The following is a 16,571-nucleotide window of genomic DNA, read 5'->3' as shown; positions in this document are numbered from 1 at the left end:
TTAGGAAAAATAACAAAAGCCCTTATAAATGTGCCTTTCACTAATTTGCAATGCAGTTGGAAGTGATCTTTTTTTCATAACTTTACTTTAAATTTCAGCCATTGGCCAACCTTTACAAAAAAGACGCTCCATTTCAGGTTCTTATATCATTCAAAAAATATTTGGATGTGCTGGAACATATCCGTTACAACGACCGTTTGGAGTATAGAGTTAATTATGCTGAATCTTTAATTGAAAGGACAAAAAAATTTCCTGAGCTAAGAGAAGGATTTCTGGATGAAGCCCTTCTCAAAAAACATGAAGACCTCATCAGGCAGATTCTTGCAGACCTCTTCCCTACCGGCCTTACACACAATGAGATCAAAGCGGCCAGTGTTCCGCTTTCCAAGACCACTTTCAACTATACCGAAAGATTTAAAGGTATACTTAAAGATGCAGGAAAGGACTTTGAAATAGCGCTGAGGAATATCGGAGACGATGAATTTTATGTATTCTGCTGCTGTCTCATCCTGCAGAGCTATTTCAAAAGAGACATCAGGAGTAGCATGCCTCTTTATTATGATATTCCGAACAGACTGGGAATCATGAAACATTATAAGATCACAGTCAACTCAGATTTTACAGAAATATATCCTACTGAAAACGCAAAAATCCCGTCCGATGATGTGCTGGATATGCTGTTGGAAAACCTGGACGATTTTAAACTCTGGAAGAAATATTTCCCTTCAAAATCATGGGTTTTAAAAGGCTTCACGATTGTTTCCCTGGTAGACTGTACTTCTGAAGTGGCCCTGTCCGACCTTAAATCGAGCATGATAGAAATTGATCCTGAGGATTTGAGCCCGGATGAAAATCTTGTGGAAATTTTTAAATCCTATTTCGATGTCCCGGAACTCAATTTCGGGCTTATGCTTTTCGATAAGAAAGATCAGAAACTCGGCAAACTTCCAATCTACGAAAATGTTTTCACCCATCATGTTCTGGATTTCTGGATCAATGCATTTGATGAAGAAACCCGGAAAAATACTTTTACCAATTTAAATCATAATTCCAGGCCGATTGTCATCTCGAATGTTGAAAATCTGGAGGACAACATCAAAGAACTACCTTCTTTCAGTATTTTAAGAGACAACAATATCAACAGCTTCATGGTAATCCCGATCATGAAAGATAACGAGCTTTTGGCCATCATGGAATTTACCTCTCCGCAAGCCAATAGTTTCAACGGTTTAAAGCTGAAAAAAATGGAATTTTTCACCGATATGATCCTGTTCTCACTGAACAGATTCAGCTTTGAAAAAAACTACCAGATAGAAGCCATCATCCAGCGTGAATATACTTCCATCCACGACAGCGTGGTCTGGAAATTCAGAAATGAAGCCGAAAAATATTTCAATGCTTCGTTGGGGAAAAAAATGTATACGCTGAAACAGATCTCCTTCAAAAACCTGACACCCTTGTTTGGGTTCTCGGATATCCGTTCATCTTCAGAAAAGCGTTTTAATCTGATGCTTGAAGACCTCAACCAACAGCTTGAAAGCCTTCATGATATTTTCACACTCATCAATTCCGATTCAGAAAAATACCTTCTGGCTCTTGATGTTTTTGAAAATGAACTGAACAACGAGATCAAAGCTGATACGGAACAACGCCTTCAAAGGCTTTTGAGAGAGGAAATCCACCCTTACCTGCAAGGAAAACTGGAACTGAAAACCGACAGGGAAATAAAAAATAAGATCAAAGATTATTTTGTACAGGTTTTTACCCAAACCGACCTATTTTATGCCAAGAGAAAAAATTTAGATGATTCTATAACGCTGGTCAACAGAAAATTGGCCGATATGCTGGATGAAAGCCAGGTCAAAGCCCAGCAGATATTTCCGCACTATTACGAGAGGTTTAAATCTGATGGTGTAGAGCACAATCTGTATATCGGACATACTATTGCTCCGGATCTCAGCTATACCTCCAAAGTAGTCCACAAATTAAGATACTGGCAGCTCAAGACAATCTGTAGCATGGAACGCGAATTCCAGACCTTTAAAAAAAACCTGCCGATACAGCTTGATATTGCATCACTGCTTTTCGTCTATAACGAGAAGATAGATATCCGCTTCAGAATGGATGAAAAACGTTTTGATGTAGACGGTGCCTACAATTCGTATTATGAAATTGTAAAAAAACGCCTGGACAAAGCCCATGTCAAAGATTCTGCGGAAAGGATTACCTGCCCCGGAAAAATTACCATCGTTTATTTCGGTATGGAAAACCAGAAAGAATACCTGGAGTACATCAATAAGCTTCAGAAAAAAGGAATTCTGCAGAATGATATAGAGTTTTTAAAAGTGGAAGATCTTCAGGGAATTACGGGATTGCTGGCATTGAGGATCTCTCTTACCCAAGATTAATGATTAATCTATAAAATAAGAATCCGGTTTTTTAGCTCACCCTGTGGCATTCCCGCCTGCCCGAAAAAGTACTCAATCGTTCTACACATACTGTTCAGCACAAGAGCTATCAATGTAAAATAGTAGGATTAAGATGTACTTTTATAATCGAAAATCTTTCCTTAAAAAATAGATCAGCAAATATTAAAATAACACCCAGCTTAACAACAATTTTCTCCAATACGGAGCCTCTCCGTATAAACAACATTTTCAGTTAATTGTACGCTGTCTTACAATTTGTATTTATTTATATTAAAGCGAAAGAAAAGCATAGGCGAAAGAAAGTACGGAAATAATAATTCCTGCCATAAATATCTTATAGGTTACAGATAAAAGCTTGTATTTCCTGTCAAGAACTTTCCCCAAAAAATAAAGGTCTTTCACCATAGAATCATAAATATAATCTCTGTCTTTGATCAGATCTTTCATAGCATCATGATAATCATTGAACAGCATTTGATGAAAGTTTCCAAAAAACAGCAGGTTTACTTTTCTGTCTGCAATATCCTGAGCCGTAAAATTGGTTTTGGTCACATTCGGTTTTGTGGACAGGATCGCAAATATAATGGTCAGAACACTTGAAGTAAGCAGGACAAAACTAGGAATGATAAGGTGCGCATTCTTTGGGGTATCCAATTTAGGAACCAGTACGGAAAGACAAACTGAAATAATGATGGCATTAACCGAGAGAAGAATATTCGCCTTACTGTCAGCAATATCGCTTAGCCTTGTGTGATTGTTCAGCGTTACTCTGAACAGGGTATCTACGCTTCGGTCAGATTTTGGATCTTTGGGTTCTTTTTTATTATCTGCATTTTCTTTTTTATCCTCTTCCTTTTCAAGCTTTTTTTCTATTTTCTTTATATTTTTCTTTTTCAGAGGTTCCCAGTTCTCCTTGGCATATTCCGTGTAATAATGATGTTTATTTTTCAGCATTTCAAGATTTCCGGCGTTCCATTCGTCATTGGAGAAACATTTTACGTTGGTAAGCTCCCATTCTTTTCTCAGCGCATCGGAAATATCATTATAATCGTGGCTGGCAAAATGACTGCAGTCCGCATCTTTTACAATCTTTTCCAGAAGGTTTTGCGGTTCATAGGTAATTTTAGTAGCCAAGATTAATTGAGAAACATCCTCAATAAAGCTTTCAGGATAATTTTCCTGCTTCAGAAAATCGGTAAGGATGGCCACTCCTTTTTCTTCATGATTCTGTGCACATTCTACATAACCTGTATCATGGAACCACAATGCTAAAAGCACCTTTTCCTGATCCTCTTTGGAAACAGGTGTATTCCGCATGATCTCTCCGGCCTTATTTACCGTGTAGGTCGTGTGAATAAAATTATGATAAAAGTATACAGAAGATAACTTATCTTTGAATAAGATTTCTACATAATCTTTAGCTTTGTGTAAAATATTCATCCTGAATTTTTGTTAATGTAAATTTATGAATTTATCCTTTAAAACTCATTTAAAAAAAACTTCTATTGCCTTTCGAACAGTATTGTCTGCAGGAGTTCTCTATTCATGCGCAACATATAACGTAAAAAAGGGTAAAAACTTATTTGAAGTTAAAAATTCTGATGTAAAATCTGAGAATGATTTTAAAGTTTTCCTGATCGGGGATGCCGGAAATTCAGATGATCCTCAGGCTCAGAACACCTTAAATTTACTCAAAAACAAACTGGATTCGGCAGACAGCAACTCCATGCTGATCTTTCTGGGTGATAATATCTATCCCAACGGATTGCCTAAAGAATCTGATAAAGATTATGCACTGGCTAAGCAAAAACTGGAAAACCAGCTTACCATTACCAGAAATTTCAAAGGAAAAACACTGGTTATTCCTGGAAATCACGACTGGAACAGCGGGCTGGACGGATTAAAGGCTCAGGAAGACCTGGTGAAAGCCTATTTTAACGACAAGAAAGCTTTTCTCCCTAAAAATTCCTGCGGAATTGATGATATCAATCTTTCGAAAGATATTAAACTTATCGTCATCGATAGTGAATGGGCACTTGTAAACTGGGATCAATATCCCGGAATCAATAAAAACTGTACGATTAAAACGCGTGAAGATTTCTTCACAGAGTTTAAAGATCTTGTTACCAAAAACCAGGATAAAAGGATTATTGTTGCCTTGCATCACCCTGTGATCAGCAGTGGAACACATGCAGGATTCAATTCTGCAAAAGCCCATCTTTATCCGTTGAAAAGTAAGATTCCGGTTCCGGTGGTTTCAAGTGTGATCAATATTTTGAGAAGTTCTTCAGGAGCAAGTTTAGAAGACATTAATAATCAGCATTATGCAGATCTAGCCAACAGGTTGAAGAGCATCGTTCAGGATAAGGAAAATATTATTTTTGTTTCCGGGCATGATCATAACCTGCAGTATCATGAAGAAAGGAATATCAGGCAGATCATCAGCGGCGCGGGTTCTAAAACGGATCCTGCCACTATTGCTGAAAAAACTGATTTTTCCTACGGAGGAAGTGGATTTGCCGTTCTGAATATCAGAAAAGACCAGAGTACTGATGTAGAATACTTTTCAACAAAAGATAACAGCATTAAAAAGCTTGCCCATATTTCTGTGATCTCAAAACCGGATGTTTTTGTGAATAATTATCCAAAAGATTTTCCGGCCACGGCCACTTCAAGCATTTATCCGGTAAAGCTTACCCAAAAAGGACCTGTTTATCGTTGGCTTTGGGGTGAGCATTACAGGAAGTATTACGGAATTCCAATTGAGGCGCCTACGGCAGACCTTGCTTCCCTGAATGGCGGCTTTACCCCTTTCCGGGAAGGTGGAGGAAACCAGTCGAACAGCTTAAGACTGAAAGCGGCAGACGGGCAGGAATTTGTGATGCGGGGCGTGAAAAAAAGTGCCGTCCGTTTTCTGAATAATATGGCTTTCAAAAAGAGTACTTTCGGGAATGAGCTGAATAATACGTTTCCTGAAAAGTTTCTGCTTGACTTTTATACGACCACTCATCCGTTTACCCCATTTTCAGTAGGAAACATGGCTGATAAACTCGGCATTTTCCATAGTAATCCGAAATTATATTACATTCCGAAGCAATATACTTTGGGAGAATATAATAAAAATTATGGCGATGAAATGTACATGATTGAGGAACGCTTTTCTTCTGATCCTAAAACGCTGGCTTGGCTGGACAATGCTAAAGATATTGTTTCTACAGATGATGTTCTAAAAAATTTCACCAAAAACTATAAGTATTCCGTAGACCGTGAATCGTACATAAGAGCAAGAATCTTTGATATGCTGATTGGCGATTGGGACAGGCATTCGGATCAGTGGAAATGGGCGGAATACCAGGATGGTGACAAAGTTGTTTACAAACCGGTCCCGAAAGACAGAGATCAGGCTTTCAGCCGATATGACGGCGCTGCTTTCAAGCTCATTATGAATGTTCCGGCTATCCGTCATATGAAGACCTTTAAGGAAGAGATCAAAAATGTAAAGTGGATGAATATGGAGCCATATCCTTTGGACCTTATCTTTTTAAAAGGATCTTCACAGGAAGAATGGACTGCGCAAGCAAAATATATCCAGGAACATCTTACTGATGCGGATATCGATGATGCATTCAGCAATCTTCCTAAAGAAGTAAAGGATGAAACCATTGCTGATATCCAGCGTAAATTAAAAATCAGAAAAACAAAGCTGCAGGATTACGCTGCCCAATATTATGATGTGCTGCAGGAAAAGGTTCCTCTTGCCGGGACGGTGAATCCTGATAAGTTCGTCATTACAAAAACGGCCCATTCTATCAATGTAAAGCAGTATAAATTAGATAAAAACAAAGAGAATCCTGAATTGGTTTTTGAAAAAACGTATGAGGATTCCAAAACAAAGGAGCTCTGGATTTACGGTCTTGAAGATGATGATATTTATGAAGTGTCCGGAGAAGGAAGACCTAAGACGAACATCAGGCTGATTGGCGGTTACAATCATGATGTTTATAATATTGCGGACGGAAAAAGTGTGAAGATTTATGATTTTAAAAGTCAGAAAAATACATACAACGGCTCCGGAACAAAAAATATTTCTGATGATTACGACATCAATACTTACAATTATAAGCATCCGAAATATAATTTCTATGCCGGTTATCCGAATGCTGATTACAATCCGGATGATGGTGTGATCTTAGGGGTTCTGGCTAATTATACGGTTAATAATTTCATCCGCGCCCCTTATACCCAAAAGCATAGTCTTAAATTAAATTTTTATACTGCAACCGCAGGATTTAATGCGGCTTATAAAGGAATTTTTAAAAAAGCAATATCCGGATGGGATTTCAATCTTGATGCAGCTTATACAACACCCCGTTTTTCCAAGAACTTCTTCGGATTGTCTAATGAAAGTGAATACGACAAGGAGAACACGGAAAGAGAATACAACAGGGCAAGAATTTCCAAGTTCAATTTCGCCCCTTCTATCTCTAAAAAGAGCTGGATGAACCTTCAGCATCAGTTCCAGTTGACTTTTGAGGACAATAAAGTACAAAGAAACGGTGACCGTTTTGTAGACCAGTCACCTGATGTGAGACCTGAAGTTTTCAAAAGCCAGCAGTTTGCAGGGGCCAATTATACCTTCAGCTTCAAGAATCTGGATAATAATGCCTTTCCTACTTTAGGACTGGAATTACTGATGAACGCAGACTGGAAAACTAATCTTTCCGATACCAACAAAAATTTCTTTACCCTGAACGGAACACTGACGATAGACCACAGGCTTGACAAAAGAGGAAATTTTGTGTTTGCAAATTCCAGCAATGCGATGTGGATCAGCAATAATAATTTCGAATTTTACCAGGCAGCAAGCATTGGTGGCAACAATGGGATGAGGGCTTTCCGGAATGACAGGTTTTCAGGTAAGTCTTATTTCACCAACAATTCTGAGGTCCGCTGGGATTTCGGAAGGGTAAGAAATAATATTATTCCTGCCAATATGGGTGTTCTGGTTGGATATGACATTGGACGTGTCTGGAATGACGGTGAGAATTCTAAAAAGTGGCATCAGTCCGTAGGAGCAGGATTCTGGATGAGTGTTGTAGAGATGTTTTCCGCAAGACTGAATTATTTTTATGGCTCTGACGGAGGAAGGATTTCTGCGGGAGTAGGAATGACTTTTTAAATTTTTCTTATTTATATTTAATTCTATATTAATTATACAAAAGAGGGACAAAAAATTGTCCCTCTTGTTTTTTATTAATGCCAGATATAAGCTTTTGCAGCTGACATTATTTAGTTTTGGAGTCAAATTCAAATCTATATACATTTCCTCCTGTTTCCTTATCTTTTTCGTCTGCGATCAGCAGAGTTTTATCATCCAGGAAAACAACAGCTTCTTTTTGCGAATTATGATTTAAAGATACTTTCTCAATTTTAGCAGTATTAAAATTATCTGCGGTAAATCCGGAAAGCACATGAATATTTTTATGGGTAAGCAGAACGATTTTATCATTGTTACTGTTGATGGCTGCCGAAGTGATGGCAGCATCGCTGTACTTCCCTGCAAGCTTAAGCTTCCCTATCAATTTGGCTTCAAAATCGCCTTCTTTATTAGGAATCTGGAATACAAGGAAAGTTCCGTCAAAACCTTTGCTTCTGTTTTTGGTGAAGAGATAAAAGTTTCCGTTCATTTCTACGAAAGCTTCACAGTCATATAGCCAGTTCGATTTCTTTGGAGGAAATTCAGTTTGTCCTTCATAATGAAATTTTGTAGTCTGAATAGCTTTTGTTGTTTTTTGAGAAGCATCCTTCAAATCCAGTTTTAAAATGGCCAGATTCTGCCTGTTATTATCATTATTTCCAAAATCACCAAGGTAAATATTTCCCTGGGCATCTTTGGTAATATCTTCCCAATCATTGTTTTCAGCATTTTCTACCAGAACATCTGTTACCAGCTTGCCCTGCTTATCCAAACCGTAAACTACATTTTTATTTCCCTGGTCTTCTATCGCCCAAATGGTATTTTTATCCTGAGACAGAACGATTCCTGAAACTTCTTTCAATTTTTTCGGCAGAGTAAATTCCACTGTCAATTCATCGGTTTTATGAGTGTCCTGAGCTTTCGGATTACAGCTCCACAATAAAAAAGCGGATAAGGTAAGAATACGCAACATAGCTATTTTTTTAATTTTTTAAACTGAAAATACGAGTACCGTATATTTTTCTCTAAGGTATTAAATAATCTTGTTGATAACGAGATCTGTTTTTGGGTTCCATCAATCGTTAAGAATTAATCGGTTTGCAAGATCAAAGAACACGATGAGCCATGCAAAACCTATTCCAATAAGGATTCTCGGAATACTTCTATGTCAGGGCTTTACTTATGACAGCAGTTTTGCTTTTTCCCACAATACGTCCATTTCTTCCAAAGACATGTCGGCCAGCTTTAGATTTGATTCTTCTGCCAGCACTTCCATTTTCTGGAATCTTGAGATAAATTTTAAATTGGTCCTTTCCAGCGCAGAATCCGGATTCAGTCCTGAAATTCTTGCATAGTTGATGAGTGAGAAAAATACATCGCCCAACTCCAGCTCTTTTTTATCTAGATCAGTTTCTGCATGGAATTCCTGGATTTCTTCATCTACTTTTTTCCATGCATCTTCTGCATCATGAAATTCAAACCCAATTCCTTTTACTTTATCCTGAATCCTGTAGGCTTTTACCAAACTCGGAAGGCTTTTCGGAACACCGCCCAAAATAGATTTATTCCCTTCTTTCAGCTTCAGCTTCTCCCAATTCTGCTTTACTTCTTCTTCATCTTTTACTTCTGTATCACCATAAATATGAGGATGACGGAAAATTAATTTCTCGTTTAAAGAATTGATAACATCTGCAATATCGAAACTTTCTTTTTCCGACCCAATTTTAGCATAAAAAACAAGATGAAGCAGAACATCACCCAGCTCTTTTTTGATTTCCTTTAAATCTTCCTGCAGGATAGCATCCGAAAGCTCGTAGGTTTCTTCAAGAGTCAAATGACGGAGCGACTGCAGGGTCTGCTTTTGATCCCACGGGCATTTTTCGCGCAGATCGTCCATGATGTCTAATAATCTTCCGAAAGCTTCTAGTTTTTCTTGTCTGGTATTCATAATTGAGAATTCAAAGTGATGCAAATTTAGGGTAAATCTTTAATTATAAAGCTTAAGAGTTTGTCTTAAAATAAAAACCCTGTCAAATAATCTTGACAGGGCTTATATTTATAATTCAGGATAATTATCCTTTCTTAGTGTGTGTACTTTTTGGAGCTGCTTTGGCTGCAGAAGTAGCTTTCACTTTTGGAGCTGCAGGCTTTTCTGCTTTTGGAACTGCTTTTTTAGGAGCTTCTTTTTCAATGCTCACTTCTTCCTTTGCACCATCCAGTGTTTCAGGCTCTGCTTTTACGAAGCTCTCAGGAGTAATGTATCCTGCTTTCTGAAGAAGGTTATACCACTGAGCCAATTTCTTGATATCTGAAGCATATACTCTTTCTGTATCATAGTTAGGAAGAGAAGCTGTCATGAATTCTTTCAGAACATCGTCAGAAGATTTGTGAGAAATCGTTTCTTTATAATCGTAGTTTTTAGCAATATTTTCAAAAACCTCGAACAAAGGAACTTCTTTATCAAATGTAAACATAGCGATATTATCCAATAAACTCACCTGACTTGAGTTCCCAATGCTAACTTTTTTCTTAGTCGTAACATCTTCAATGATAAAACCGTTTCTTAGTTGAGAAACTAATTTGAAAAGTCCTGGCTTTCCAGAAATTGAAATTATTTTTTCTAACAGCATAATTTTATTTTTTGTAAATTCTGCAATCAGCACTTGGCTTTTTGCTTTTATTATTTTGTTTTTTAATCCTTGTTTAAATTACTTTGGAAATCTCATTTTATAGCTGATGCTTACATCACCCTGTGAGATTTTTGCCAGCTTACCTTTTACGAGTTTCTTCTTCAATACGCTCAGGTGGTCGGTAAACAGCACGCCTTCAATATGATCATATTCATGCTGAATTACGCGGGCTCTAATATCGGAAAAAGTTTCTGTATGTTTTACAAAATTTTCGTCATAATATTCAATAACGATCGTTCCTTTTCTCTTCACGTCTTCTCTTACGTCCGGAATAGAAAGGCATCCTTCATTAAATTTCCATTCTTCTCCGGATTCTTCAAGAATTCTAGCGTTGATGAAAACTTTTTTAAACTCAGCCAGCTCGTCTTTGATGTCTTCATAATCTTCATCATCTGCAAGCGGAGTCACGTCGATCACAAACAGGCGTAAGTCCAACCCGATTTGCGGTGCTGCAAGTCCTATGCCATTCGCACTGTACATCGTTTCGAACATATTATCTATAAGTTCCTGTAAACCGGGATAATCTTTGTCTATATCTTTTCCCACTTTTCTCAAAACAGGATCCCCAAAAGCTCTTATCGGTAAAATCATCTTATTCTTTGTTCTAAAAAATTCTGCAATATAATCGTTGCGCTTACTTTATCTATTAACCCCTTTTCCTGTTTCTTTTTTTTGCTTTTTCCACTTTGGGAGATAAAAAAAGAAGCCATTTTGGAGGTAAACCTTTCGTCTAAACGGTGGACCGTGATAGCTGAAAATTCTTTCTGAAATTCTTCAATGAATTTTAAAATATCTGTCTCCACTTCGGAAACATTTCCTTTCAAATCTGTAGGAAGGCCTATTACCACATCATCCACTTTGTTTTCAGTGAAGTATTTTTTTAAAAAATCCATCAAAAACCGGGTCTCAACGGTATCCAGGCCGCTTGCAATAATCTGCATATCATCTGTTGCAGCGATACCGCAGCGTGCCTTTCCATAGTCTATTGCAAGGATCTGTCCCATAAGTGTGCAAATTTAGTAAAATTTAATGATTTTATTCATAACGCAGTTTTTTTATAAAAATCATGTTTTATTCCATTATTTTTTTTATAATTTTAATCTTCCAAAAAAACGAAAATATGAAGAAACTCATCCTCGTAAGACATGCAAAAAGCGACTGGCCGGAAGAAACGGAGGACTTCGACAGACCTTTGGCAGACAAAGGATTGAAAGATGCTATGAACATGTCCAGATTCCTGAAAAGCAATAATATTTCTATTGATCAGTTTGTTTCCAGCCCGGCTGTACGTGCCCTGAATACGTGTAAAATCTTTAACCAAACTTATCAGCTTAATGTCTCTACAGAGGATAAGCTTTATAATCCCTCGGAAAGAAATTTTGAATCTGTGATCTATGACCTGGATGACAATGTGAGCTCTGTTGCTCTTTTCTCTCATAACAACGGAATTTCCAATTTTGCGAATTCCATTTCAGAAGATATTTTCCATTTTCCAACCTGTGGAGTTGCCGGTTTTGAAATAGACTGTAATTCATGGTCTGAATTTGATGGCGCCAAGAAAAAACTCCTGTTCTTTTATGAGCCGGGGAAAATATAATTATATCTTTCTATCTGCTTCTATTCCTTTTTTGGTGTGCTAGAAAGGAAAAGAACTATATTGATATATATTGGGGCTAAAGCCAAATTTTATTCATAAAAAAGCGGGCTAAAGCCCGCTACTATTGAATTATCTATTTTTTAGTTTACAATTTCACCTCATCATCTGCCTACTTTCTCTTAAGATCAAGATCATCAAAATCAAAGCTGAAATCTGTAATATCTGATATTGGTTTTAGCTTTGCAGACTCTGCTTTTCCATTTTCATTATAATTGAAAATAATATAGGCATCGGCATCATAGCTTCTGTCATCCCATTTTATAATGAAGGAATTACTGGAATAGGGAAGCAGCTCGCCTTTTAATCTTGGAGAGTTCTGGCAGGAGATTCTGTAGGTATTTCCCTGTTGAGAAATTTCTACATCTCCAAACCATTGGTCATTATACTTTCCAACAAACTGTTCGGCTTTCGGCTGAAGATTTTTTTCTTTTTTAAAGGCTTCTGATTTGGCGAAAGCTTCTTTTTTCTGCTTATCATATTCAGCATTTACTTTTGCCATTCTTTCACCATAGGTTTTCAGCCAGTTTCTGTCTGCTACTCCAAGATAAGAGTCTTTAACCGTGTTAGTAATTGTATTAAAAGCGGCCCCGGATTGTTGGTTTGTTAATACTACAATTCCCAATTTCAGGTCCGGAATCAGTGTAAATTGGGTAACAGTTCCTATTAAACCTCCCGTATGCTGAATCTGTTTGTGTCCTTTCACGTCACTCAGGAACCATCCTAATCCATATCCGTAAAAGCTTGTATCATAAGGATTTTTTAAAGCAACCCTATCTGGGATCTGTAAGCTCCATAACTGTTGTACGTTTTTATCTGAAACCAATTTTTTGCCGTCCTTAGTTGTAAAATTATTTAAAAGACAGTCAGCCCAGATGGTCATATCCTTAATATTACTCATAATTCCTCCTGCGGCATTTCCTGTTTCATTCCAGTCGTGGGGAACAGCAACAGCTTTCCCATCTACAGGGGCATGTGCATCGATTTTATTTGATACAGCCTTAGCTCTGCTGTAGCTTCCGAAGCTGGAGGTCATTCCGACAGGTTTCATAATTCTCTGCTCAATAAATTCGGCCCAGCTCAGACCGGAAATCCTGTGGATCACTTCTCCGGCTACGATGAACATAATATTGTTATAGTCCAGCGTCGTTCTGAAGGGATTTTCAGGTTTCAGATATCTTACATTGTGAACGATATCATTCACTGTCAGGTTTCCACCTTCAGGGAAGAACATCAGATCGCCTTGCCCCAAGCCTAATCCAGCTCTGTGCGTTACAAGATCTTTAATGGTTACGTTTTGGGAAACATAGGGATCATACATTTGAAATTCAGGGATGTATTTTGAAACTTTATCGTCCCAGTTTAATTTTCCTTCATCGGCTAAAATAGCCAGTGCAGTACAGGTAAACCCTTTTGAATTGGATGCAATTCCTACCAATGTAGTATCATCCATAGGTTGTTTGGTAGTTAAAGAACGCTGTCCGAACCCTTTGGAATAAATTACTTTTCCATCTTTTATGATTCCCACCGACATTCCCGGAACATCAAAGGTTTTTAAAGTATTCTGGATCAGTTCATCCAATTTCTTTTCTTCAACCTGGGCATTGAAAAGTCCTATTGCTAAAAGAAAAAGTAAAAGAGAAAATTTCTGCTTCATTTTTTAAATTTTCTCAAATTTAGTAAATATTAGGCGATGCCGGCTTCTCCTGTAAAACTTTGTGTATTTAAAATAATCTGATCCTTAAAAGAAAATAAATCTTTCCTAACTTTGCAAAAAAATTTCAGATCTTAATGACAAAAATTCTTCTCCTTTCCGATTCCCATTCTTATATAGACGACAGGATTTTAGAATACGCCCGTCAGGCTGATGAGATCTGGCACTGCGGGGATTTCGGAAGTATGGAAGTGATTGAAGAACTGGAAAAAATAAAGCCTCTAAAAGGGGTTTACGGTAATATAGACAACGCGAAGATCCGCGCCGAGTTTCCTGAAGTAAACCGTTTTTTCTGCGAAGATCTTGAAGTTTTGATGATCCATATCGGTGGATATCCCGGAAAATATACACCGCTGACGAACAGGGAAATTTCTACAAAGGCTCCAAAGCTGTTTATTTCAGGACATTCTCATATCCTGAAAGCTATGTTTGACCAAAAGAACAACCTACTGCATCTGAATCCCGGCGCCTGTGGGAAACAGGGATGGCATAAGACAAGAACAATGATGCGTTTCGTAGTGGAAGGTGAAGAGATCAAAGATCTGGAAATCATTGAACTGGGACCTAAGATTTAATTTTGAAATAATAAAAGAAGGAGCAAAATACATGAAAATCGGGGACAAAGTTTCTGTAGTAGATGAGGATTTAAACGGGATCATTACTTCCGTGAACGGCAATATTGTTGTTTTTAAGGACGAATACGGATTTACCTACCAATATCCGAAAGAGAAATTGGTTCCGAAAAACGCAGAGCTTTATGAAAATATCCGGGTAGTCAGAAAAGCGGAACCGAAGAAAGTAACTTCCAAAAAACATCAGAAAAATCATATGGTTCTGGATCTGCATTTTCATAATCTCGTCAGAAATCCCAGTGATTACGACAGCTTTGAGAGGCTCTTTATCCAAAAAGCGAAATTAATAGAAGTTCTTGACTTCTGTAGAAAGCATCATCTGAAGAGGCTGGAGATTGTTCACGGTATTGGTGACGGAACGCTGCAGAGAATGGTTATGGATGTTTTGGAAAGCCAGAGAGATATCGATTTTTATAATAAGGAAATACTTCATCATCAATCGGGTGCCGTTATGATAGAATTTCACTAAATTTGCAGCAATTGAAATATGAACGTACTTAATTTACTTTTTACCAAAGACGGATTAATCTACCAGATTGCAAAAAATAAAAGCATTCAGGAAGAAAAGTCTTATTTCGTTACTGAAGAAACTCCGGAGAACCTTATTGAAGATAAACTGGATGAAATTCTTCTTAAACAAAGGTTTGACGAAATCCATGTGATCTCGGCACTGAACCATTTCACCCTGATGCCTGAAGGGTTTTCTGAGCATGAGGCAGGATTTGAGCTGATTGCATTCAATGCTCCGGCTGACAGGGAAAAAGAAGAGCTCATGCTTTCTGTCAATAAGAAATTCGGGGTACAGTTTTATTATACATTTCCTAAAAACTTTTACAAAAAAATAAAGGAGCTGGCCATTCCGGTTCATTTTAATTTCTCGGGAGAAAAGTTTTTGAATTCACTCAACAATAAAAACAATAAGGAGATTCACATTAATCTATACCATAATCAATGTGAGTTTTTTGCTATTGATAACAAAAAAGTTATTTTATACAACAATCTGGATGTGAATTCTGAAGTAGATTTCCTGTATTTCGTGATGTTTACACTCAGTAAAATAGGTTTTGGAATCAATGAAACCAACTTTTATGCCTATGGCGAAACCACGGAAAATGAAACCTTCATTTCCGAACTTCAGAAATTCGTCAAAAATATGAGAATTGTTTTTGACAATATTCCCAATAAGAATTTTATACTTAATTAAAAGGGACCAAGAATTAGGGATGAGGGCTTAGGCCCGACATACCTTCCCTGATCCCTAATTCCTATCACCTAAACCCTAAAAAATATGTTCAGAATAATCTCAGGCAAGTGGAAAGCCAAAAAAATAGCCGCTCCTAAAAATTTTGATGTAAGACCTACTACAGATTTTGCCAAGGAAGCGCTTTTCAGTATCCTGGAAAACAAATATGATATGCAGTCGATTTCCGTACTTGATCTTTTTGCAGGTATTGGCTCCATCACTTTCGAATTTGCGTCCAGAGGATGCCAGGATATCACTTCGGTTGAGCTGAATCCAAAGCATACCAGCTTTATCAACGCTACGGCTTCAGAGCTTGATATGTCACTGCAGATCAATGTTCAGAGAGGTGATGTTTTTGACTGGCTTAAAAAGTTCAGAAATAAAAAAAGTTTCGAGATCATATTTTCCGATGCTCCATTTGAAATGGAAGAGAAGAAGTATTACGAGCTATTGTCTTTGGTTCTCAACAATAAATTCGTTAAAGAGAACGGCGTTCTGATTGTAGAACATCAGAGCAGAATGAAGCTGGAGCATCCCAACCTAATAGACACCCGAAAATACGGAAATGTAAGTTTCAGTTTTTTCGAAGCGAATAAAGAAAATAATCAGGAAATTTAATTCCTGATTATTTTTTTTACGGAAAGATCCGGTGCAGCAATTCCCCAGTTTGTAATAGCTTCAATGACGGGCAGCAATGTCTTTCCAAAATCCGTCAGTGTATATTCTACCATTAATGGTGGTTTTTCAGTATATACCTTTCTGTTGACGATATGATCTTCCTCTAGCTGTTTCAGCTGCAGGCTTAATGTTCTTTCAGTGATGGTAGGAATTAATTTCCTCAGTTCATTATATCTTTTGGCGCCGTCTGTAAGATGAAATAAAATGACAGCTTTCCATTTTCCTCCTATAAACTTCATGGTGACGCTGGTGCAACACGGGTATTCTTTGTTATCTATTGTGTACATTCTATACTATCCTTTTTTACCGTTATTGCAAAGGTAATAAACTTAAA

General features: G+C 37.4%; 15 protein-coding genes. 7 read left to right on the top strand and 8 right to left on the bottom strand.

Annotated features, from left to right (window positions below):
• Positions 1 to 101: 101 nt before the first annotated feature.
• On the top strand, positions 102 to 2,408 hold the full coding sequence (locus tag ACMGDK_RS15080) for a GAF domain-containing protein (protein WP_436808717.1): 2,307 nt from the start codon (positions 102 to 104) through the stop codon (positions 2,406 to 2,408).
• Positions 2,409 to 2,699: 291 nt separating this feature from the next.
• Here the strand turns inward: ACMGDK_RS15080 and ACMGDK_RS15075 are convergent, their stop codons facing one another.
• Complete coding sequence (locus ACMGDK_RS15075; RefSeq protein WP_436808716.1) at positions 2,700 to 3,869, bottom strand: Pycsar system effector family protein; 1,170 nt, start codon at positions 3,867 to 3,869, stop codon at positions 2,700 to 2,702.
• A 25-nt stretch (positions 3,870 to 3,894) separates the two neighbouring features.
• Here ACMGDK_RS15075 and ACMGDK_RS15070 point away from each other — a divergent pair, with 25 nt between their 5' ends.
• Positions 3,895 to 7,608 carry a metallophosphoesterase gene (locus ACMGDK_RS15070; RefSeq protein WP_436808715.1) on the top strand — a complete coding sequence of 1,238 codons (3,714 nt, stop codon included), beginning with the start codon at positions 3,895 to 3,897 and terminating at the stop codon, positions 7,606 to 7,608.
• Positions 7,609 to 7,714: 106 nt separating this feature from the next.
• Here ACMGDK_RS15070 and ACMGDK_RS15065 read toward each other — a convergent pair whose 3' ends face one another.
• The 5 genes from ACMGDK_RS15065 to ruvX all read right to left on the bottom strand — a co-directional run bounded on the left by ACMGDK_RS15065 (position 7,715) and on the right by ruvX (position 11,320).
• Positions 7,715 to 8,599 carry a hypothetical protein gene (locus tag ACMGDK_RS15065; RefSeq protein WP_436808714.1) on the bottom strand — a complete coding sequence of 295 codons (885 nt, stop codon included), beginning with the start codon at positions 8,597 to 8,599 and terminating at the stop codon, positions 7,715 to 7,717.
• A 207-nt stretch (positions 8,600 to 8,806) separates the two neighbouring features.
• Positions 8,807 to 9,574, bottom strand: a complete 768-nt coding sequence (gene mazG, locus ACMGDK_RS15060; protein WP_436808713.1) for a nucleoside triphosphate pyrophosphohydrolase — start codon at positions 9,572 to 9,574, stop codon at positions 8,807 to 8,809.
• Between the two features lie 124 nt (positions 9,575 to 9,698).
• The gene (locus tag ACMGDK_RS15055; RefSeq protein WP_436808712.1) at positions 9,699 to 10,256 is read right to left on the bottom strand and encodes a DUF5606 family protein; all 558 of its coding nucleotides are present in this window, start codon (positions 10,254 to 10,256) and stop codon (positions 9,699 to 9,701) included.
• 78 nt (positions 10,257 to 10,334) lie between these two features.
• Positions 10,335 to 10,907: a peptide deformylase gene (gene def / locus ACMGDK_RS15050; RefSeq protein WP_306846554.1), complete on the bottom strand. Its 573-nt coding sequence runs from the start codon at positions 10,905 to 10,907 to the stop codon at positions 10,335 to 10,337.
• Complete coding sequence (gene ruvX / locus ACMGDK_RS15045) at positions 10,904 to 11,320, bottom strand: Holliday junction resolvase RuvX (protein WP_436808711.1); 417 nt, start codon at positions 11,318 to 11,320, stop codon at positions 10,904 to 10,906. Before ruvX ends, def begins: the two co-directional genes overlap by 4 nt.
• A gap of 116 nt (positions 11,321 to 11,436) precedes the next feature.
• Here ruvX and ACMGDK_RS15040 point away from each other — a divergent pair, with 116 nt between their 5' ends.
• Positions 11,437 to 11,913, top strand: coding sequence for a SixA phosphatase family protein (locus tag ACMGDK_RS15040; RefSeq protein WP_436808710.1), 477 nt, complete (start codon positions 11,437 to 11,439; stop codon positions 11,911 to 11,913).
• Positions 11,914 to 12,082: 169 nt separating this feature from the next.
• On the opposite strand, the gene ACMGDK_RS15035 is transcribed toward ACMGDK_RS15040, so the two are convergent.
• Positions 12,083 to 13,627, bottom strand: a complete 1,545-nt coding sequence (locus ACMGDK_RS15035) for a serine hydrolase (RefSeq protein WP_436808709.1) — start codon at positions 13,625 to 13,627, stop codon at positions 12,083 to 12,085.
• Positions 13,628 to 13,761: 134 nt separating this feature from the next.
• Here ACMGDK_RS15035 and ACMGDK_RS15030 point away from each other — a divergent pair, with 134 nt between their 5' ends.
• From ACMGDK_RS15030 to ACMGDK_RS15015, 4 genes are all read left to right on the top strand, one after another.
• Complete coding sequence (locus ACMGDK_RS15030) at positions 13,762 to 14,259, top strand: metallophosphoesterase family protein (RefSeq protein WP_436808708.1); 498 nt, start codon at positions 13,762 to 13,764, stop codon at positions 14,257 to 14,259.
• Positions 14,260 to 14,290: 31 nt separating this feature from the next.
• Positions 14,291 to 14,785 carry a Smr/MutS family protein gene (locus ACMGDK_RS15025; protein WP_436808979.1) on the top strand — a complete coding sequence of 165 codons (495 nt, stop codon included), beginning with the start codon at positions 14,291 to 14,293 and terminating at the stop codon, positions 14,783 to 14,785.
• Between the two features lie 18 nt (positions 14,786 to 14,803).
• Positions 14,804 to 15,520, top strand: a complete 717-nt coding sequence (locus tag ACMGDK_RS15020; protein WP_436808707.1) for a DUF3822 family protein — start codon at positions 14,804 to 14,806, stop codon at positions 15,518 to 15,520.
• 84 nt (positions 15,521 to 15,604) lie between these two features.
• On the top strand, positions 15,605 to 16,177 hold the full coding sequence (locus tag ACMGDK_RS15015; protein WP_436808706.1) for an RsmD family RNA methyltransferase: 573 nt from the start codon (positions 15,605 to 15,607) through the stop codon (positions 16,175 to 16,177).
• On the opposite strand, the gene ACMGDK_RS15010 is transcribed toward ACMGDK_RS15015, so the two are convergent.
• Positions 16,174 to 16,524 (bottom strand): winged helix-turn-helix transcriptional regulator, encoded by a 351-nt coding sequence (locus tag ACMGDK_RS15010; protein WP_034729961.1) that lies wholly within the window; start codon positions 16,522 to 16,524, stop codon positions 16,174 to 16,176. The genes ACMGDK_RS15015 and ACMGDK_RS15010 overlap by 4 nt on opposite strands.
• Positions 16,525 to 16,571: the final 47 nt, after the last annotated feature.

The sequence above is a fragment of the Chryseobacterium hilariae genome, from assembly GCF_051400735.1.
In the GTDB taxonomy this organism is placed as follows: Bacteria; Bacteroidota; Bacteroidia; order Flavobacteriales; family Weeksellaceae; genus Chryseobacterium.
This window is presented reverse-complemented; position numbering and strand designations above follow the sequence as displayed.